Annotated in this window: 20 protein-coding genes; 19 read left to right on the top strand and 1 reads right to left on the bottom strand. The window is 69.0% G+C overall.

The window, feature by feature from the left end:
• Positions 1-70 precede the first annotated feature (70 nt).
• Positions 71-766, top strand: a complete 696-nt coding sequence (locus AB0J78_RS07645; RefSeq protein WP_363787864.1) for an FCD domain-containing protein — start codon at positions 71-73, stop codon at positions 764-766.
• 24 nt (positions 767-790) lie between these two features.
• Here AB0J78_RS07645 and AB0J78_RS07640 read toward each other — a convergent pair whose 3' ends face one another.
• Positions 791-1,582 carry an amidohydrolase family protein gene (locus AB0J78_RS07640; RefSeq protein ID WP_363787862.1) on the bottom strand — a complete coding sequence of 264 codons (792 nt, stop codon included), beginning with the start codon at positions 1,580-1,582 and terminating at the stop codon, positions 791-793.
• 377 nt (positions 1,583-1,959) lie between these two features.
• On the opposite strand from AB0J78_RS07640, the gene AB0J78_RS07635 reads away from it, so the two are divergent.
• The 18 genes from AB0J78_RS07635 to AB0J78_RS07550 all read left to right on the top strand — a co-directional run bounded on the left by AB0J78_RS07635 (position 1,960) and on the right by AB0J78_RS07550 (position 20,093).
• Complete coding sequence (locus AB0J78_RS07635; RefSeq protein WP_363787861.1) at positions 1,960-2,085, top strand: hypothetical protein; 126 nt, start codon at positions 1,960-1,962, stop codon at positions 2,083-2,085.
• A 23-nt stretch (positions 2,086-2,108) separates the two neighbouring features.
• A complete protein-coding gene (locus tag AB0J78_RS07630; RefSeq protein ID WP_363787859.1) occupies positions 2,109-3,569 on the top strand; it encodes an aldehyde dehydrogenase in 1,461 nt (486 codons plus the stop codon).
• A 67-nt stretch (positions 3,570-3,636) separates the two neighbouring features.
• Positions 3,637-4,566 carry an alpha/beta hydrolase gene (locus AB0J78_RS07625; RefSeq protein WP_363787858.1) on the top strand — a complete coding sequence of 310 codons (930 nt, stop codon included), beginning with the start codon at positions 3,637-3,639 and terminating at the stop codon, positions 4,564-4,566.
• Positions 4,567-4,696: 130 nt separating this feature from the next.
• Complete coding sequence (locus tag AB0J78_RS07620) at positions 4,697-6,343, top strand: NAD(P)/FAD-dependent oxidoreductase (protein WP_363787856.1); 1,647 nt, start codon at positions 4,697-4,699, stop codon at positions 6,341-6,343.
• 73 nt (positions 6,344-6,416) lie between these two features.
• Positions 6,417-7,535: an NDMA-dependent alcohol dehydrogenase gene (locus AB0J78_RS07615; RefSeq protein WP_363787854.1), complete on the top strand. Its 1,119-nt coding sequence runs from the start codon at positions 6,417-6,419 to the stop codon at positions 7,533-7,535.
• A 129-nt stretch (positions 7,536-7,664) separates the two neighbouring features.
• Positions 7,665-8,108 carry a nuclear transport factor 2 family protein gene (locus AB0J78_RS07610; RefSeq protein WP_363787852.1) on the top strand — a complete coding sequence of 148 codons (444 nt, stop codon included), beginning with the start codon at positions 7,665-7,667 and terminating at the stop codon, positions 8,106-8,108.
• Positions 8,105-8,953, top strand: a complete 849-nt coding sequence (locus AB0J78_RS07605) for a nuclear transport factor 2 family protein (RefSeq protein ID WP_363787850.1) — start codon at positions 8,105-8,107, stop codon at positions 8,951-8,953. Before AB0J78_RS07610 ends, AB0J78_RS07605 begins: the two co-directional genes overlap by 4 nt.
• 31 nt (positions 8,954-8,984) lie before the next feature.
• Complete coding sequence (locus AB0J78_RS07600) at positions 8,985-10,538, top strand: AMP-binding protein (RefSeq protein WP_363787848.1); 1,554 nt, start codon at positions 8,985-8,987, stop codon at positions 10,536-10,538.
• Positions 10,531-10,977 carry a hypothetical protein gene (locus AB0J78_RS07595; RefSeq protein ID WP_363787846.1) on the top strand — a complete coding sequence of 149 codons (447 nt, stop codon included), beginning with the start codon at positions 10,531-10,533 and terminating at the stop codon, positions 10,975-10,977. Before AB0J78_RS07600 ends, AB0J78_RS07595 begins: the two co-directional genes overlap by 8 nt.
• Complete coding sequence (locus AB0J78_RS07590) at positions 10,977-11,405, top strand: MaoC family dehydratase (protein ID WP_363787844.1); 429 nt, start codon at positions 10,977-10,979, stop codon at positions 11,403-11,405. The genes AB0J78_RS07595 and AB0J78_RS07590 overlap by 1 nt, the downstream gene beginning before the upstream one ends.
• The gene (locus AB0J78_RS07585) at positions 11,402-11,836 is read left to right on the top strand and encodes a thioesterase family protein (RefSeq protein WP_363787843.1); all 435 of its coding nucleotides are present in this window, start codon (positions 11,402-11,404) and stop codon (positions 11,834-11,836) included. The genes AB0J78_RS07590 and AB0J78_RS07585 overlap by 4 nt, the downstream gene beginning before the upstream one ends.
• Before the next feature lies 1 nt (position 11,837).
• The gene (locus AB0J78_RS07580; RefSeq protein WP_363787842.1) at positions 11,838-12,449 is read left to right on the top strand and encodes a nuclear transport factor 2 family protein; all 612 of its coding nucleotides are present in this window, start codon (positions 11,838-11,840) and stop codon (positions 12,447-12,449) included.
• 56 nt (positions 12,450-12,505) lie between these two features.
• Positions 12,506-13,348, top strand: coding sequence for a mycofactocin-coupled SDR family oxidoreductase (locus AB0J78_RS07575; RefSeq protein ID WP_363787841.1), 843 nt, complete (start codon positions 12,506-12,508; stop codon positions 13,346-13,348).
• Positions 13,349-13,402: 54 nt separating this feature from the next.
• Entirely contained in the window at positions 13,403-15,094 is a 1,692-nt protein-coding gene (locus tag AB0J78_RS07570; RefSeq protein WP_363787840.1) for an FAD-binding protein, read from the top strand.
• Positions 15,064-15,900: a mycofactocin-coupled SDR family oxidoreductase gene (locus AB0J78_RS07565; protein ID WP_363787839.1), complete on the top strand. Its 837-nt coding sequence runs from the start codon at positions 15,064-15,066 to the stop codon at positions 15,898-15,900. The genes AB0J78_RS07570 and AB0J78_RS07565 overlap by 31 nt, the downstream gene beginning before the upstream one ends.
• A 98-nt stretch (positions 15,901-15,998) precedes the next feature.
• Positions 15,999-17,696 (top strand): FAD-dependent oxidoreductase, encoded by a 1,698-nt coding sequence (locus AB0J78_RS07560; protein ID WP_363787838.1) that lies wholly within the window; start codon positions 15,999-16,001, stop codon positions 17,694-17,696.
• 41 nt (positions 17,697-17,737) lie between these two features.
• Positions 17,738-19,330, top strand: a complete 1,593-nt coding sequence (locus AB0J78_RS07555; protein WP_363787836.1) for an AMP-binding protein — start codon at positions 17,738-17,740, stop codon at positions 19,328-19,330.
• Positions 19,320-20,093, top strand: a complete 774-nt coding sequence (locus tag AB0J78_RS07550; RefSeq protein ID WP_363787834.1) for an enoyl-CoA hydratase/isomerase family protein — start codon at positions 19,320-19,322, stop codon at positions 20,091-20,093. The genes AB0J78_RS07555 and AB0J78_RS07550 overlap by 11 nt, the downstream gene beginning before the upstream one ends.
• Positions 20,094-20,200 lie beyond the last annotated feature (107 nt).

Genomic DNA, 20,200 nt, shown 5'->3' with positions numbered 1-20,200 from the left:
TCCGGCCGGTATGCTGCGAACCATTATGAGTGAATCGGTCAGCGTAGCGTGGGAACGCCGTGGCGAGAAGGTGTCGTCCATCATCGCGCGTGAAATCGTGCGCGACATCGCGCAGCGCAAGCTCTCGCCAGGCGACATGCTGGAGTCCGAGAGCGTGATGCTCCAGCGCTTCCAGGTGGCGCGGGCGTCCCTGCGGGAGGCGCTGCGCGTCCTGGAGGTGCACGGACTCATCCGCATGAAGCCGGGGCCCGGCGGCGGCCCGGTCGTGTCGGAAGTGGACAGCCGCGAGTTCGGCCGGATGGCCACGCTCTTCTTCCAGGTGCAGGGAATCGAGTTCAGCGAGCTGGTCGAGGCCAGGCTGATCCTGGAGCCGCTCGTCGCCCGGCTCGCCGCGGAACGGCACGATGCTTCCGACGACGAGGAGCTGCGCGAGATCGTCGAGCGCGGCTTCGCCGCGAAGACCGACGACGAGTGGCTCACGGCGAGCAACGCCTTCCACGCGAAGGTCTTGTCGATGTCGGGCAACGGCCTGCTGAGCCTGTTCGCGCGGGCGTTGAAGGACCTCTTCACCGAGCGCGCGTCCGGTGTGTACGTCGCCCGCCGCCGCGACCCGGTGCGTCGTGTTCACGCCGACATCGCCGAAGCGATCATCTCCGGTGAGCCCGAGGTGGCCGAACAGCTCATGCGCGAGCACATGAGCGAGTACGCCAAGACCATCGCCAAGCGTGAGCCGCAGCTGATGAACGAGGTGGTCGACTGGCGCTAGCGCCAGCCGACCTGGGGCCCGCGCCTACACGTCGAGCCGGAGGACGCGGGCGAGGTTGCCGCCCAGCACCGCGGACTCCGCGTCGTCGCCGAGGTTCAGCGCGCGGATGGCCGCGATCTCCTTCGCCGGGTCGGTCATGGGCCAGTCCGAGCCGAACACGATCCGCTCGGTCCCGTGCTGGGTGATCAGGCGTCGTACCGTCGTGGGGTCGACCTCGCTGAGGGCCGGGGGCCACGAGGTCTCCAGCACGACGTCCAGTCCGCGCAGCTCCTGCTCGGCTTCCGCCAGCATGTGGTAGCCGCCGAAGTGGCACGCCACCAGCCGCAGCCGCGGGAAGGTGCGCACGATCTCGCGCAGCATGCGCGGCGTGCTCAGCTCGTTCACCGCTCCGCTGCCTCCCGCGCCGACGTGCACGATCACGCCGATCTCGTCCCCGAAGGCCTCGAAGAGCTCCCACAGCCGCTCGTTCATCAGCCCGTAGTTCTGGAACAGGGGGTGCACCTTCACGCCGTGGAGGCCGTGGCGGCGCAGGCTCGCCAGGTTCTCCTCGACCGGCAGATCGACGTGCACGGTGCCGAACGGGGTGAAGGTCTCGCCGTCCAGCGAGGCGATGAACTCGTTGGTGCGGTCGACGTTCTTCGCGGCCCCGGCGACCCCGAGAGCGATGCTGCGATCGACGCCCTTGGTCTCCATCTCGGTCGCCAGCGAGCTCGCTTTGCCGTTGCCGACCGCCTGCAATCCCGGCAGGCGGTTGGCGGTCAGCGCCCGCTCAGCGATCGCGTCGGGCCAGACGTGCGTGTGCGCGTCGATGATCATGGATCTGCCCTTTCATCGGATGAGGCGCTCGCGGCCTCGACGCCGTCTCCATCCAGCTCCCTGAAATCTTGCAGATCATTATATTGAATTATGCCACTGTCAAGGCTGTCGGAGCCTGATCTCCCGGCGTTCCCAGTGTTGCGGGAGCACCGGGCCGGCGTCGCCTGATCTTCGAGGTCGCGGCGGTGCGCGAGCGGAACTCAAGCGTCCTCAAAACAATGACTATGAATATAATGAACGGTATTGACTTCGGTCACATCGCGGGCCAAGGTGGCTGTGTTGGCCGTCACGCCCGAGGTGAGTCGCACCCGGCTCGCGGATCCGGTCATCGCCGCGTGTTCCAGCTGTTTTCAACGTGGAGAACAGGAGTGAGGCGGATGTCGGCCACCACGATCACCGCCGGAATCGGGAGTGAGGAAGTCCTCCCGTCCCGCGAGCGGCCGGCCGACCGGCTCACCACGAGAGAAGGATCCGGTGCGGTCGACACGGCCGCGGTCGGTTGAGCGAGACCACCAGGAGAGAGCACATGTCCACAACCGTGGCCGTCGGCACCCCGCTCAAGAACTACTCGAAGCTGTTCATCGGCGGGCGCTGGGTGAACCCGTCCAGCGACCGCGTCATCGAAGTCGTCTCGCCCAGCACCGAAGAGGTCGTCGCGACCGTCCCCGAGGCGCGCGAAGCAGATGTCGACGCGGCGGTCGCCGCCGCGCGCAAGGCGTTCGACGAGGGGCCCTGGCCGCGCATGACTCCGGCGGAGCGCGGCGAGGTCCTCGCTCGCGTCGGCGAGGAGGTCGAGAAGCGGTTCGCCGACATGGCCGAGGCCTTCACCGCGGAGATCGGAGCTCCGGCGGCGGTGAGCGAAGCCTTCCACCAGAACGCCCTGAAGATGTGGGGCGACGTGTCCACCCTGCACGAGCGCGCCGTGTTCGAGGAGGAGCGCGAGTGGGCCGAGGGGCGTGGCAGGCTCGTCCGGGAACCGGTCGGCGTCGTGGCCACGATCATCCCGTGGAACGGGCCGGTGGCCACCGCGTCGCTGAAGATCGGCCCGGCCCTCGCCGCCGGATGCTCGGTGGTGCTCAAGCCCGCACCCGAAGGCCCGGTCAGCGTCATGATGCTGGCCGAGGCCTTGGAGGCCGCGGGCCTGCCCGAGGGAGTCGTCAGCGTGCTGCCCGCCGGCCGGGAGGTCGGCGAGCACCTCGTGAGCCATCCCGACGTGGACAAGGTCGCCTTCACCGGCAGCACCGCCGCGGGCAAGCGGATCATGAGCCTGTGCGGCGAACGGGTCGCCCGGGTGACCCTGGAACTGGGCGGCAAGTCGGCGGGCATCATCGCCGACGACATCCCGCTGAGCGAGGTGCTGCCCACCCTCGTGCCTGCCGGGATCGGGCACTCCGGCCAGGTCTGCGCCGCGCTCACCCGGATCCTCGTGCCGCGCGAGCGGCAGCAGGAACTGCTCGACGAGATGGTGCCGATGCTGGAAGGTCTTGCGGTCGGCGACCCCCGGGCGGAAGGGACCGTGCTGGGCCCCCTGGCCGCCGAGCGGCAGCGGGACCGGGTGGAGAACTACATCCGCATCGGCGTCGAGGAAGGGGCGAGGCTGGTCACCGGCGGTGGCCGTCCCGAAGGGCTCGACCGCGGGTACTACGTCCAGCCGACCGTCTTCGCCGATGTCGGCAACGACATGCGCATCGCACGCGAGGAGATCTTCGGCCCGGTCATCTGCGTCATCCCGTTCGACAGCGTTGACGAGGCCGTCGCCATCGCCAACGACTCGGACTACGGGCTCTCCGGCGCGGTGTACGCGTCGGACACGGCCTTGGCCGAGCAGATCGCGCGCCGCGTGCGGACGGGGCAGATCTCGGTCAACACGTGGGGCATGTGCGTGGTGCAGCCGTTCGGCGGCTACAAGCAGTCCGGACTCGGCCGTGAAGGCAACGTCGAAGGTCTTTCCGCCTACCTCGAAACGAAGTTGATCCAGTACGGGTGAGCTCGTCGGAGATCCGACGTCGAAACCACTCGCAGAATTCCCTTTCCTCCACGCGAAGAGGTCCGCCATGGCTCTTGATGAAGCAACATCCGGATTCCTCGCCCAGATGGCCGAGACGGGACTGCCTCCGCTGCACGAGATGGAACCGGAGCAGGCACGCGGTATGACGGCCATGCTCAAGGACATGTTCGGTGAGGGCCCTGAGGTCGCCCGGAGCGAACTGGTCCAGGTTCCCGCTGAGGGACGTGACATCCCGGTGCGGATCCTGGTGCCACACGACGAGCCCCGTGGAACGCTCGTCTACTACCACGGCGGCGGTTGGGTGATCGGCGCGATCGACGAGTTCGACACGCTGGGCAGGCAGCTCGCCGTCCGCACGGGCTGTGCCGTGGTGCTGGTCGACTACCGGCTGGCGCCGGAGCACCCGCACCCGGCCGCCGTCGAGGACGCTTGGGACGCGCTGGTGTGGGTCGACCGCAACGTCGAGGAGATCTGCGGCAAGCGGGTTCCGCTGATCGTGGCGGGAGACAGCGCCGGCGGGAACCTGGCGGCCATCATGAGTCGCAAGGCGCGCGACCACGAGCTCCCGCTCGCCCTGCAGGTGCTGGTGTACCCGGTGACGGACTGCGATTTCGACACCGCGTCCTACACCGACCCGGAGAACCAGCTCATGCTCAGCCGGGACAGCATGATCTGGTTCTGGAACCACTACGCCCCCGCGGGAACGCGGGAGCACCCGGACGCTTCCCCGGCGCGCGCACGCGATCTCACCGGCCTGCCGCCCGCCGTGGTCGTGACCGCCGAGCACGACGTGCTCCGCGACGAGGGCCAGGCCTACGCGGAGGCACTGGCGAGCGCCGGCGTGCGCGTGTCCCACCGGCAGTTCTCGGGCCAGATGCACGGCTTCTTCACCATGGTGAACCTGCTGCCCGGCAGCGAACAGGGAATCGGTTACGTCGTGGACGAGATCGACGAACGGCTTCGCGCGATGAGCTGACCACTCCACGAGCGCAGCACAGCAATTCGCAGCGTCCATCCGCGTGGATGGAGCGCTTGGTCGGTTGCGCCCGAATGACGGCCCGAGAAATGCCAACGGATGAACCGAAATTCTGCGAGGACGGGATCTTATGGACGACAAGAGGAACATTCCCGCGCAACTCGACGCCGTCGTGGTCGGTGCCGGTTTCTCCGGTCTGTACATGCTCTACAAGCTCCGCCGGCTCGGGATGAGCGCCAAGGTCGTCGAGGCCGGTGGCGACGTGGGCGGGACCTGGTACTGGAACAAGTACCCGGGCGCCCGATGCGACGTGGAGAGCATGCACTACTCCTACTCCTTCGACCGGGAGCTGGAGCAGGAGTGGGAGTGGACCGAGAAGTACCCCGGCCAGCCCGAGATCCACGCCTACATCAGCCATGTCGCCGATCGCCACGATCTGCGCAAGGACATCGTGCTGAACACCAAGGTGACCGACGCCCGCTTCGACGAAGGATCGTCGCGCTGGACCGTGCGCACCGATCAGGGCGACGAGGTGTCCGCGCGGTACTGCATCATGGCGGTGGGGTGCCTGTCCAAGCCGAAGTTGCCTGAGATTCCCGGGATCGAGAACTACACCGGTAACTGGTACCACACCTCGCACTGGCCCGAGGAGCGCGTGGACTTCAGCGGTCAGCGGCTCGCGGTGATCGGCACCGGATCGTCGGGGATTCAGGCGATCCCGATCCTGGCCGAGCGCGCTGAGCAGCTCACCGTTTTCCAGCGCACCGCCAACTTCAGCCTCCCGACCTTCAACGGCCCCATTGACCAGGACCTGGTCTCGCAGATCAAGTCCGAGTACCCGCAGGTCCGGGAAGAGGGGCGGATGTCGGGTTTCGGCATCGCGGTCGAGCCGCCCACCCAGTCGGCTCTCGAGGTCAGTGAAGACGAACGCCAGTCCAAGTACACCGAGCGGTGGAACCGGGGCAACCTCACCGGTGTCCTGCAGGCCTACACGGACCTGCTGGTCGACGAGCGGGCGAACGACACCGCGGCCGAGTTCGTGCGCGGCAAGATCCGCGAGATGGTGCGCGACCCCGAGAAGGCGGAGATCCTCTGCCCCCAGGGTTATGCCTTCGGGACGAAGCGGCCGTGCTTGGACACGGGCTACTACGACACGTTCAACCGCGAGGACGTCGACCTGGTCGACCTGCGGGCGACCCCGCTCGTGGAGATCACCGAGAACGGCGTGCGCACCACCGAGCGCGAGTACGGGTTCGACAGCATCGTCTTCGCGACCGGTTTCGACGCCATGACCGGTGCGCTGCTGTCGATCGACGTCGTGGGCAGGGACGGACTCGCCCTGCGGGACAAGTGGGCCGAGGGACCGAGCACCTACCTCGGGCTGACCACGGCCGGATTCCCCAACCTGTTCACCATCACCGGCCCCGGCAGCCCGTCGGTGCTGAGCAACATGATCGTGTCGATCGAGCAGCACGTGGACTGGATCAGCGACCTGCTCTCACACATGTCCCAGCAGGAGCTCGCGGTGGTGGAACCGACCGAATCGGCTGAGAAGCAGTGGTCGGATCACGTGCAGGAGTGCGGTGAGGCGACGCTGTTCACCAAGACGGACTCCTGGTACATGGGCGCGAACGTGCCCGGCAAGCCGCGCGTCTTCATGCCCTACATCGGGGGTGTGGGGGCCTACCGCGAGAAGTGCGACGAGGTCGCCGCCAACGGCTACGAAGGTCTCGCGCTACAGACGGCGGGCGACACCGCCCTCGACTCGATCAGCTGAATCCCGCTTCTTTTCCGCTGCCGTCCGCGCGGACGTCGGCGTCGCTCATCCCTTCGGCACGAGGAGACACGACATGAAGACCCAAGGCGCGCTCTTGTGGGAGCCGGGAACCGGATCGGGCTGGTCGGTGGAGGAGATCGAACTCGATCCGCCGAAGGCGCGGGAGGCCACGGTCAAGCTGGCCGCCTCCGGCATCTGCCACAGCGACGACCACCTGGACACCGGCGACATCCCGCTGCCCTGGGCGCCGATCCTCGGCGGGCACGAGGGGGCCGGCGTGGTGACCGAGATCGGGCCCGGCGCCGAAGGGCTCGAGGTGGGTGACCACGTGGTGTGCTCGTTCCTGCCTTCGTGCGGCCGGTGCACCATGTGCGTCAGCGGACGCTCCAACATGTGCGCCCTCGGCGCGGGCGTGCTGGGGGGCACCTCACCCGACGGCACCCATCGCATCCACGCCAGGGGCAAGGGTGTCGGGGCGATGTCCTACCTGGGAACGTTCGCGCCGTACGTGACCGTCCCGGTGGACGCCCTGGTGAAGATCGACAAGGATATCCCGTTGGACAAGGCGGCGCTGATCGGGTGTGGCGTGCCGACCGGCTGGGGCTCGTCGGCCTACGCCGCCGACATGCAGCTCGGGGACACCGTGGTGATCTTCGGCGTTGGCGGCGTCGGCATGAACGCCGTTCAGGGCGCTCGTCATCGGGGTGCCAAGAACATCATCGCCGTGGATCCCGTGGCGTACAAACGCCAACGGGCCCCCGAGTTCGGAGCGACGCACACGGCCGAAACCGCCGAGCAGGCCGCGGAGCTGGTCTCGGAGATGACCAACGGCCAGGGTGCCGACCGGGTCCTGATCACGGTGGGCGTCGCGCACGGGTCGCTCATCGAACCCGCGCAGGCGATGACCCGACGCGGCGGCACGGTGGTCCTGACCGCAGCGGCGCCGGTGACCCAGCGCGACGTGCAGATCGACCTGTTCACCTTCGCCATGTCCGGCAAGCGGCTCCAGGGAACGCTGTACGGAAGCACCAACTCGCGCAACGACATCCCGCTTATCGCCGACCTCTACCGCAGGGGCGAGCTCAAGCTGGACGAACTCGTGACGCGCACCTACTCACTGGAGGACATCAACACCGCGTTCCAGGACCTCCGGGAGGGGAAGAACATTCGCGGCGTGATCGTCTACGACTGAGGGCGCAGTGCTCGGGTCGGCCGATGGTCGCTTCGCGCGACCTCGGTCGGCCGCTGTTGAAGGATCGCGCCGCCGAGCGCCGAAGCTCGACACGTCAGCCAGGACTCGCCAGTCCGGAAACGAGAGCAGATGACCAGCACGCAGATTTCCGCCACGACGGCCGCCGAACTGCAGATCGTCCAGGCGACGCATCGCTATGCGCGCGGTCTGGACAGGTTCGATCCCGAGGAGGCGCTGTCGGCGTTCACCGAGGACGCCGTCTGGGACGCCACCGCCGTCGGCCTTGAGCGCTTCGAGGGCCACGAGCAGATCCGCGGGTTCTTCGAGCGCGACGCGGAAGCGATCGCCAGCCAGTTCCACATCATCACCAACCACGTGATCGAGTTCGACTCGGATGATCGCGCGCACGGGACCAACTACGTGTTCTCCGAGGGGCAGACCAACAGCGGAGCCAAGTTCAAGGCCGTGGCTCTCAACGAGGACCGCTACGTCGCGACGCCGGACGGCTGGCGCATCGCATCGCGGGTGATCTCGGCCCTGATCCCGCCCGAACTGGACGGATTCGACGCATGAGCACCACGGACCGAGGCAAAGAGCTGATCAAGTCCTATTTGGACGCTGTTGGTTCGCTCGCCGTCGACGACATCGCACCGCTGTTCCACGTCGACGGCCGACTGGACATCCCCTACGCCCCGGACGGCATCCCGCGCACGATCGAAGGCCGGGTCGCGATCGACGACTTCTACCAGGCGCTCCCGCAGATGGCGACACCGCTGAACTTCTCCGACTACCGGATCTGGGCCCTGGACGAGGACGGGGAGTACGTCGCCGAGTACCGGTCGGACTCGTCGTTCAGGGCGACCGGTGCGGCCTATCGCAACAACTACGTCGCGCGGGTGACCGTCCGGACCGACAGGATCGCCCGGTTCGCCGAGTACTTCGACCCGATCCCCCTGGTCGAGGCGCTCGGCGGGACGGTGTCGCCGGCGCCCATGGAGGCAGGTGCTGCGGCTCCGGACCGCGGAGCGATCGAGGACGTGCTCAACAGGTACGCGATCGCCTACGACGAGAACGACATGAGCACGATGGCGGACTGCTTCACACCGGACGCCGTGATGAGCCTGCGCGTCCAGGACGGCGATCTCGTCGGGCCTTTCGAAGGCCGGGACGCGATCGTGAAGCTCATGCGGGATTCCCTGGCCTCGCAGACGGACCAGCGGCGTCACATCGTCACCAACGCGGTGATCCGCGCGGCCGACGCGGCCGCGGTGTCGGTGGAGTCCTACCTGACACTCATCTCCGTCGAAGGCGCGAAGCTGACCGTTCTGTCGACCGCGCGGTACGAGGACCAGCTCGTGCACGACGGCGGTGCGTGGCGGTTCAGCAAGCGCCACGTCCAGCTCGACCTCCCGTACTGAGGTGATCACCGATGCGACGAGGAGCGGAAGCGTGAACCAGGGACTCATACCTGCCAAGTGGGCCGCGTTGTGCCCCGGTCAGCACGCCGTGTTCGACGTCCCGAACGACCGCCGGCTCACCTGGTGGGAACTGGACTCGATGGTGCGGCGGTTGGCCAACGGTCTCGTCGACCTGGGGTTGAAGCCGGGTGACCGCGTCGCGGTGCTCTCGCGCAACAGCGCCGAGTACCAGGCGCTGTACTTCGCCGCAGGCCGGGCGGGACTGGTGCTGCAGCCGCTGAACTGGCGGCTGGCGAACCCGGAGCTGGTGGCCATCGTCGCGGACGCGCGTCCCAGCGCGGTCATCAGCTCGCCCGAGTGGGCGGGCGCGGTCGCCGAGCTCCAGCGGCACGTCGACATCCCGCACTGGCTGGAGTTCGGCGCCGACGGCGATGGCAGCCTGGAACGGCTGATGGACGCCGCTTCGGACGACGAACCCGAGTGGTCGTCGCAGGTGGGCGACGACGATCCGTTCTTCATCCTCTACACCGGTGGGACCACCGGGCAGTCCAAGGGCGCCCTGCACTCCCACCGCAGCGCCGCGGCCGGGATGCTCAACCAGACCGTCGCCGAGCGCATCGTGCCCACCGACGTGTACATGCTGACCGGGCAGATGTACCACATCCCGGTCGTGCTGGCGATGAACTACCTCAAGCACGGATGCCCGCTGGTGCTGGTGAACTTCGAACCGAAGCAGGCGTTGGAGGTCATCGAGGCCGAACGGGTGTCGGCGTTCCTGGGCATCACCACGATGCTGAACTGGATGATGGCCGTCGAGGGCTTCGACCGGTACGACCTGTCCAGCCTGCGCAACATCCAGTACGGCGGCGGTCCGATGCCGTCGAGCATCGTCCGCCAGTCCCTGGACTCGTTCCCCTGCACCCTGATCCAGGGCTACGGGCAGACCGAGGGCTCGACGATGTGCTTCCTCTCCCAGGAGGACCACGTCAACGCCCTCGCGGGAAACCGGCCGGAGCGGCTGCGGTCCTGCGGCCGCGAGGGGTTCGGCACCTCCGTGCGCGTCGTCGACGACGACGGGCGCGACGTCCCGCAGGACGGGCGGACGCCCGGCGAGATCATCGTGCGGTCCGAGGCGAACATGCTCGGCTACTGGAACCGGCCCGACCTCACCGCGCAGACGCTGCGCAACGGGTGGATGTGGACCGGGGACGTCGCCGCCTGGGACGAGGACCGCTACATCTTCATCGTGGACCGCGCGAAGGACATGATCATCTCCGGCGGCGAGAACATCTTCAGCGTCCAGGTCGAGGAGGCCGTCGCCCAGCACCCCGCCGTGCTCGAATGCGCCGTCATCGGAGTGCCGGACGACGAGTGGGGCGAGTCGGTCAAGGCGGTCGTGGTGGTCAAGCCCGGCAGCGACGTGACCGAGCAGGACATCATCGAGCAGGCGCGCCGGCACCTGGCCGGTTACCAGAAGCCGCGTTCGGTGGACTTCGTCGACGAGCTGCCGAAAGCGCCGACCGGGAAGATCCTCAAGCGCGCGCTGCGGGAGCCCTACTGGGCCGGGCGGGGGCGTCATGTCTGACGCACCGGTGGCGGAGGACCCGAGCGGGCAGGTGGGCAGACGCTTCCCGGGAGGGGAGTTCGTCATCGAGCCGTGGCGGGCATGGCTGGTCGCGGACGTCGTGCTCGACGAGCCCGGCGCGACGGTGGCGCACCCTGTGTTCGTCTGGATGGCCGCGACCGGTGCGATGGGGTTGAGCTGGGACGAGCTGTTCGCGTGGTTCGGCTCGACCGCCGCGGACGGCCCCGTGTTCGGCGAGCACGAGACATCGATCCACCGGCCGCTGGTGGTCGGGGGGACCTACGCGGTCAGCGGCGGGATCACCTCCGCCGACCGGAAGTCCGGCCGGACCGCCGGTGCGTTCGACCTCGTCGGCTACGAGCTCGAACTGCGCGACACCGCCGACGGGGTGCACGTCGCGACCTGCTGGAACTCGATCGTCTTCCCGCGGAGGGGCTGATGGAGGTCGCGGTCGGTGCGCGGTTGCCCGAATGGCGGGTGCCCGCGGTCAGCGCCGAGAAGATGAAGACCACGGCGGCCTTGCTTGCCGACCCCAATCCGATCCACTGGGACGTCGAGGTCGTCCGGGCCCTCGGCATGGGTGAGCGCCCGATCAACCAGGGCCCGCTGAACATGGCCTACGTGCTCAACATGCTCGCCGCTTGGAGCGGCGGGCACGAGCGCTTGCGCCGGTTCCGAGTGCGCTTCCGCGGCAACGTCTTCGCCGGGGACGAGCTCAGCGCGGGCGGTGTGGTAACCGGTGTGCGCGCAGAGGCGGGAATCACCTTGGCGGACTGCGACGTCTCGCTCGACGTGGTGGGCGGGGCGACGGTCCTCAGCGGAACGGCCACCGTCGCCGTCGGGCGGGTGAACGAGGAGAGCACGTGACACAGCACGACAGGCTGGAGTTCCAGCTGACCTACGGCGACTGCGACACGGTGGGGATCGCGTTCTTCGCGATCTACTACCGCTGGATGGAGCGGGCCTACACCTCGTGGATGTCCTCGCACGGCCTCCGAAGCGGGGAGCTGCCCGATCAGCTGGGCATCATCACCGTGGGTGTGAGTTCCGGTGCGACCTACCTGCGGCCGGCGAAGGTGCTGGACCGGCTCACCTGCCGGCTGGTCCTCGATCACATCGGTACCACCTCGTACTCCGTGGGTTACGAGTTCACCAGGGATGGGGAGCTGATCACCCGGGGCCGCATGGCCTACGTGTGCCGCGGTCTCGACTGGTCGAAGACCCCGGTTCCCGACGCGCTGCGGCGCGTCCTGAAATCCCTGCCCAGCCCGCACTTCTCCGTCCCCGCAGGAGGCTGACATGGCGCGAGAACTCCCGACGACCGATCTGGCGGCGATGGTGCGCGCGCAGACCACGGTCGATCACCCGGGGAATGACGACGTCGCGGCCCACCTCGCGATGCTGCGGGACATGCGGGATCGGGAGGCGATCCGGGACCTCGCGGTGCTCTACACCCGCGCGGTCGACGACTACGACCTGGAAACCCTCCTCGACATGTTCACGGCGGACGGCGTGTTCGAGCGGCGGGGCAAGGCGGCCACCGGTCGCGACGCGCTGCGCTCGGCCTACACCGAGGCGATGCGGGCCAACCGGTCGATGGTGCACACCCCGGACTCCCACGTGGTCCAGTTGCTGCCCGGCCGGCGGGCGATCGGGTGGGCGGCGGGTCACGCCGAGCTCGTGATGGATTCCCGCACCGTGCTGGCCGCGTTCCGGTACGAGGACGAGTACCGCTGCGCGGACGGCCGCTGGCTCTTCGCGCGCCGGTCGCTGACCTTCAAGTACGCCCTCCCCGCGGACCGGCTCGTCGACGGACTCGGCTGCGCGGAGCGCATGCGGTGGCCCGGTGGTCGCGCGACCGCCGCGGATTACCCGGAAAGCCTGCCCACCTGGGCCGAGTTCCACAGCTGACCGGACTCCGGGACGCAGCACCGCGCTGAGCGCGGCAATCCAGAGAGGAGCATCTCGTGCAAGGACGGATGACGGGCAAGGTCGCTTTCATCACCGGTGCGGCACGGGGGCAGGGGCGCAGCCACGCGTTGCGCCTGGCCTCCGAGGGGGCCGACATCATCGCCGTCGACATCTGCGAGGACATCCGCACGGTCACGCCCTTCTACTCGCTGGCCACGGAAGACGACCTCGCCGAAACGGCGAAGGAGGTCAAGGCGCTCGACCGCCGGGTCGTCGCCACGAAGGCCGACGTCCGCGACCTCGGAGCGCTCCAGAAGGCCTTCGACCACGGCACCGCCGAGCTCGGACCGGTGCACACCGTCGTGGCCAACGCCGGCATCGCGACGGCGTTCCGCAAGACCTGGGAGCTGACCGCCGAGGAGTGGCGGGACATGATCGACGTCAACCTGACCGGCGTCCACCACACGGCGACCGCGGCGATCCCCAGCATGATCGAAGCGGGCAACGGCGGGTCGATTGTGTTCACCAGCTCCATCGGCGGGTTCAAGGGAGTCCCGAACGTGGGGCACTACGTGGCGGCCAAGCACGGCATCGTGGGGTTGATGCGCACGCTCGCGAACGAGCTGGCGCCGTACCACATCCGCGTGAACACCGTGCACCCGACCAACGTCAACACGACGATGATCCAGAACCCGGGCGTGTACGGTCTGTTCGCGCCGGAGGATCCCGAACCGAGCCAGGAGAAGGCGATTCCCGGGTTCCTGTCGATGAACTCCATGCCCGTCCCGTGGGTGGAACCCGAAGACATCAGCAACGCCGTGCTGTACCTCGCCTCCGACGAGGCGCGCTACGTCACCGGCGCCACTCTTCCCGTGGACGCGGGGGCCTACGTCAAGTGAGGGGTGCGGCATCGTGCAGCGCTCACGGCGAGAGATGATCGGGGAGTCCGGCCCATGACCGACCAGGACGCAGGTTCCTACGACGTGGTCGTGCTCGGCACCGGGGCGGCGGGATTGGTCGCCGCCCTGGTGGGGGCGCAGTCCGGCGCTCGCGTCGGCCTGTTCGAGAAGGGCGACCTCGTGGGCGGGACGACGGCGTTGTCCAGCGGGGTGGCGTGGATACCGGCCAATCCGCGCGCGGCGGAGGCCGGTGTCGCGGACTCGGAGGAGCAGGGGCTCGGGTACTTGGATTCCCTGTCCCACGGCAGGATTCTTCCCGAGCTCGCCGAAGCGTTCGTGCGCACCGGGCCGGAACTCGTGGAGTGGCTGGACTCGGCGACTCCGCTGAAGCTCCGCCTCGTACCAGGGTTCCCCGACTACCACCCGGAGAACCCGGGCGGGAAGCCGGGAGGGGGCCGGTCGCTGGAGCCCGAGCTGTTCTCCTTCGACCGCCTTCCGGGCTGGGACGGTCGCATCGTCGGCGTCACGCGCCCGATGCTGGTGGCCGAGACACCGATCGGCGGGGGCACCGGCGTGCTGGATCCGGAGGTGGCGCGGCAGCGGCGCGAGCGGAAGCTCGAAGGTCTGGGCCGCGCGATGGTCGGGGCGTTGCTCCGGGGGTGTCTCGACCACGGGGTCTCGCCGGTGGTCGGGGCGCGGGCGCGGGAGCTGGTGTTCGAGCGCGGGCGAGTCAGCGGAGTGCGGTTCGAGGGGCCGGGCGGGCCCGCTGAGGTGCGCGCTGGATCGGTGGTCATCGCCACGGGTGGCTTCGAATTCGATCCCGCGCTGGTGCGGGACTTCCTGCGCGGGCCGATGAGCATGCCGCCCGGGGTGCCGACCAACAGCGGCGACGGTTTGCGCATGGCGATGCAGGCCGGCGCGATGCTGGGAAACATGAGCGAAGCCTGGTGGGTTCCGGTCGTGGAGCTGCCTGACGAGCATCCCGACGGACGTCCGGTCGTGAGCCTCGTGCTGCGCGAGCGCACGCTTCCCCGGTCAATCATGGTGAATTCCAGGGGCCTGCGCTTCACCAACGAGGCCGCGAACTACAACGCGCTCGGCGGTGCGTTCCACCAGTTCGACCCCACTCGGTTCGACTACGTCAACCAGCCGTGCTGGCTGGTGTTCGACCACGAGTACGTGCGCCGCTACGGGGGATTCGGCGCGCCGCCGGGCGGCCCCGCCGCCGACTGGATCGTCCGGGCCCCGAGCTTGGCCGAACTGGCCGAGCAGGTGGGCATCGACGCGGAGGGGCTCGCGGGGACGGTTCGGCGCTGGAACCGCCTGGTCGTCTCGGGGCGGGACGTCGACTTCGGCCGGGGCGACAGCGCGTACGACGGGTGGTGCGGCGACCGAGACGCGTATCCGGAACGCGCGGCGACGCTGGGCCCGCTAGAGGCGGCGCCGTACTACGCCGTGCCGATCGTGGCCAGTGCGCTGGGGACCAAGGGAGGTCCGCGCACCACTGTGGACGGTGAGGTTCTCGACGTGCGCGGTTCGGTGATCCCCGGGCTGTTCGCGGCGGGCAACGCGATGGCCGGACCGACGGGGATGGTGTACGGCGGAGCGGGCGGAACGCTCGGGCCCGCGCTGGTGTTCGGTTATCGCGCGGGCGGGCGAGCCGCCGAGGAGGCCGGTCGACGATCGGTGCGCAGGCACGAAACCGTGGAGGGAACATGGGAAAGTTCGACGGCAAAGTCGCGGTGATCACCGGCGCGGCGCGAGGCCAGGGGCGTTCGCACGCGCTGGCTTTCGCCCGCGAGGGTGCCGACATCGCGATCTGCGACATCGGGGCGCAACTGGACAGCGTGCCGTATCCGATGTCGACGCGAAGCGACCTGGACGAGACCGCGCGGTTGGTCACCGGCCTGGGCAGGCGTTGCAGGGCCGCGACCGTCGACGTGCGCGATCCCGAGCAGGTCACGGCCTTCGTCGAGCAGGCCCGAGCGGACCTGGGCCGGATCGACTTCTGCCTGGCCAACGCGGGGATCTTCACGTTCTCCACGATCGCGGACATGGACGATCGGATGTGGTCGGAGATGGTGGGCACGAACCTCACCGGAGCCTTCCACACGTTGCGCGCCGTCCTGCCCGTGATGACCGAACAGGGTGCGGGGCGCATCGTGGCGACCTCGTCGATGGCGGGGAAGATGGGCTACCCGAACGTCGGTCACTACTCCGCGACCAAGTGGGGGCTGATCGGGCTGGTCAAATCGCTGGCCCAGGAGGTCGCTTCGCTGGGCATCACGGTCAACGCGGTGTGCCCCACCGGCGTCGACACCACGATGATCCAGAACGAGGCGGCGTACAAGCTGTTCATGCCCGACGCGGAGCACCCCACGCGGGACGAGGTCGCCCCGTTGTTCCAGGGCGTCAACGCGATGCCGGTTCCGTGGGTCGAGTCGGCCGATGTTTCGGCCGCGATGGTCTTCCTGTGCTCGGACGAGGCGCGCTACATCACCGGCGAGACGATCGCGGTCGCTGCGGGCGCGAACGCCGCCAACGCGGGCTGAGCCCGTCGCGGTGCGGCGACCGCGCGGAGATTCCCCAGACATGGCGGAAAATCAATGATAATAGTTACTTCCAAATATCTCGACGGAGAGGTGCGGTCATGGGAGTCAGCCCGGGAGCACGGCCGGCGGAGCCGGTGATCGTCGTGGGAGCCGGTCTGTCGGGCATCGCGACGGCGCTCGGCGCCGCCCTGCACGGGCGACGCGTGGTGATCTTCGAATCGGCCGAGCAGGTCGGCGGTGCCGCCGCCTTCTCCGGCGGGCAGGTCTGGTGCGGGGCGAACCCCGTCGCGGAGCGGGACGGCATCGAGGATTCGCTGGAACTCACCGAACGCTACGTGCGCGCGATCGCGCACGCCGCGCCCGAGGTCCTCGACGAGCGGGCGATGCTGCGCTGGATCAGCACGGCGCCGAAGGCGATTCAGCACTGGGAAGACGTCGGGGCGATCCGCTGGAAGGTGATTCCCGAGCTCGCCGACTACCACGACGAAGCCGATGGCGCGCTGCCGGTGGGCCGGTACCTCACCAACGAACTGATCGACGGCAGCGTGCTCGGCGCGTGGCGGCAGCGCCTCCGGGTCAGCCCGTACTTCCCGGTGGGCACGACCTACGACGACATGCTCATCAAGGGCCGCCGGGCGGCCTACGTCGACGATTCCGCCGAGGACGAGGAGATCGCCGCGCACGCCGGTGTCCCGGCGTTCGGGGTCGCCGACGGCGTGCGGAAGACGGGGCGGCACCGCGGTGAGGACCCGCTGACCTTCGGCACCGGCGTCGTGGCGAGCTTCCTGGCGAGGTTGCTGGAGGAGCGGCACGTCGACATCCGCACGTCCCACCCGGTGACCGAGCTGCTGCACGAGGACGGCCGAGTGGCCGGGGTCTGCGCCGACGGTCCCGACGGGCCGGTGGAGGTTCGCGGTCCGGTCGTGCTGGCGACCAGCACCTACGACTGGGATCCAAACCTGGTGCGCGAGATGGTCGGGATCGAGCCCGAGGACTTCGGCAGCGTCGCGCCGGAGAGCCTGCGCGGCGACGGCATCAAGCTCGCCCGGTCGGTCGGTGGAGCAGTCGCCACGATTCCCGCGACGAGCGTGCCGATGTTGCCCGGCTGGCGTTCGCAGGTCGGGACCGGCTACGGCTACGGCCCCGAGTACGCGATGCCGCACTCGATGATCGTCGACGCCAGGGGCGAGCGGTTCTGCAACGATTCGTACTGGGTCGACATCGTGGCGAAGACGCTGGACCCCGACGACCGGCACCTGCCGTTCTTCCTGGTCTGGGACGACCAGCACCGGCAGAAGTACGGTCTCGCGGCGACCCCGCCGGGAGGCACCTACCCGGAGGGGTGGGTCACCTCGCGGCCGACGCTGCACGAGTTGGGGGAGGCGCTGGGCATCGACGCCGAGCGGTTCGAGTCGACCGTCGCGCGCTTCAACGACAACGCGGCGCGCGGCGAAGACCCGGACTTCGGCAGGGGAACGGTCACCTACGTGAACCGGTTCGCCGGAGATCCCGGCAACAAGCCGAGCCCGGTGCTGGGCGAGCTGGTCAAGCCGCCGTTCCACGGGCTGCGGTTGAAGTTCGTCGGGACCGGCATCGGATCGAGCGGAGTGCACATCGACGGGGACGGCCACGTCCTCGACACCGGCGGCGAGGTGATCGACGGCCTGTTCGCGGTGGGTTCGTGCGCGGCGCTGACCACCACGGGTTCGGGCTACAACAGCGGATTCGCGCTCGGGCGCGGTGTCACCCTCGCCTACCTGGTGTCCAACGAACTCGGCGGCGCGCCCACGCCGTAGGCCGCGCGATCAGCCGATCCGGGTCGGGGAGGGGAGACGAGATGGCGGGACAGCGGGCACGGTCGGGGTCTCGGACGCTGGGCGAGTGGCTGGGCGAAGCCGCCCAGCGCGCCCCCGCGGCATCAGCGCTGGTGGCCGAGCAGCGGATCGGCTACCGGGAGCTCGACGAGGTCAGCGACCGGGTGGCGGGCGGCTTCGCCGCGCTCGGGCTCCGCCGAGGTGATCGGGTGTGCGTGCTGATGCGCAGCAGCGTCGCGTGCCTGGGGGTGTGGTTCGGTCTCGCGAAATCCGGTCTCGTCGAGGTCCCGCTCAACGTCGCCAGCGGGTCCTACCTGCTGCGCTACTTCCTCGAGCACGCCGGTGCGAAGGCGATCGTGTGCGACGCGGAGTTCGAATCGCAGGTGCGGGAGTGCGCGAGGGGTGTCGACTCCCTGGTGCACCTGGTCGTCGACGGCGAGGCCGAGGGGACCGAGTCCGGGTCGACCGGTCTGGTCCGGCACCACCTGGCGGCTCTCGCCCGGCAGCCCGCGGGCGAGATGAGGCCGGTCGACCCCGCGGACACGGCGGTGATCCTCTACACCTCGGGCACCACCGGCCCGCCGAAGGGCGCGCTGCTCAGCCACCGCGCCAACGTCAACCTGGCTCGCCACACGGTCGACCTGCTCGGTTACACCGCAGAGGACCGGCTGTACAGCGTGTTCCCCTTGTTCCACAGCAACGCCCGGTACTGCAGCGTCATGGCCGCGATCGAAGCGGGCGCCGACCTCGTGCTGGACCGGAAGTTCTCCGCGAGCCGGTTCTGGGACCGCTGCAGGGAGCACGGCGTGACGGCCTTCAACTACCAGGGCGCGATGATGAGCATCCTCCACAAGCAACCACCTCGCGCGGACGACGGCGACAACCCGGTGCGGCTCGGCTTCGGCGCGCCCTGCCCGCCCGAGATCTTCGCCGCGTTCGAGCGGCGGTTCGACGTGCGGCTCACGGAGATCTACGGCAGCACCGAGGTCTCGATCGTCACCGACATGCCGCCGCACCGGCGCAAGATCGGTACGGCGGGTTCGGCCTCCGCGAACTACCAGGTGGCGGTTGTCGACGCGCACGACGAACCGCTGCCGCCCGGGGCGGCGGGTGAGATCGTCGCGCGCCCGGTGAAACCGGGATGGATGTTCGACGGCTACCACGCGATGCCGGAGGCGACCGCGAAGAGCTGGCGGAACCTGTGGTTTCACACCGGCGATCGCGGAATGCTCGACGAGGACGGGTACTTGACCTTCCTCGACCGGATCAAGGACACCGTCCGCCGTCGCGGCGAGAACATCTCCTCGTGGGAGGTCGAGCGGGTCGCGTCCGCCCACCCGGCGGTGGCCCAGGTCGCTGCCTACGGGGTCCCCTCGGAGGTGTCCGAGGAGGACGTCATGGTGGCGGTCGTCCTCGCGTCGGGGCGGACGCTGGCACCGGACGAGCTGATCGCGCACTGCTCGGGTTCGCTGACCGCCTTCGCGCTCCCGCGGTACGTGCGCGTGCTGCCGGAGCTGCCGATGACGCCCAGCCAGCGGGTCGAGAAGTACAAGCTGCAGGCCGATGGCATCACCGCGGACACCTGGGACCGGGAGGCGAATTCCGATGACCGCTGAACTGACCCGCTTCACCCGATCCGAGCCGCACCCTGGCGTGCTGCAGCTGACCATGTCCCGACCGGAGAAGCTCAACGCGATGGACCAGGCGTGGTTCCGCGAGCTCCGCGAGGTGATGGACGGGCTCGGTGAGGAAGACGATGGGGTCCGCGCCGTGATCATCACCGGCGCCGGCCGCGCGTTCTCCGCGGGCGGGGACATCGACATGTTCGCCGGGCTCGACGGCGACGTGCACCGGACCCGTCCGCACCTACGGCGCGTCTACGACGCGTTCCACGCGGTGGAGCGGTGCGCCGTCCCGGTCATCGCCGCGGTCAACGGGCTGGCTTACGGCGGCGGCACCGAACTGGCCCTGGCCTGCGACGTGGTGCTGGCGGGGCGGTCCGCCCGGTTCGCCTTCAAAGAACCCTCGGTCGGGCTCATGCCGGGCTTCGGCGTAGTGCGGGGACCGGCGGTGATGGGTCGGCACTGGACGCGCTACCTGGCCCTCAGCGGCAGGGACGTCGACGCCGAGCGGGCGGAGCGGGCGGGTGTCGTCCAGGAGGTGCACCCGGACGAGTCGTTGCTGCCCGAAGCGGTGTCGCTGGCCTCGGAGATCGCCTCCCACCCGGCTCTGGCGGTGCGGTGCGCGAAGGCGTTCATCAACCGGGACACCGGCGGTGGCTTCAACGAATCGGTGGAGGCCACCGCACTGCTGTTCGGCACGGAGGAGCACCGGGACGCGGTCAAGGCCTTCCGCGAGTCCAGGGCGAGCGGGACCTGACGGCCGGATGCTCCGCGAACTCGGTCGGAGGGTTCCCCCATCGTCGCAAATCTAGTATAATGGTAACCATCAATAATCCCGTTGCGCTCCACTGCGGCGGGCATTGG

This window comes from Saccharopolyspora sp. NPDC049426, from assembly GCF_040676935.1.
Taxonomy (GTDB): domain Bacteria; phylum Actinomycetota; class Actinomycetes; order Mycobacteriales; family Pseudonocardiaceae; genus Saccharopolyspora.
This window is presented reverse-complemented; position numbering and strand designations above follow the sequence as displayed.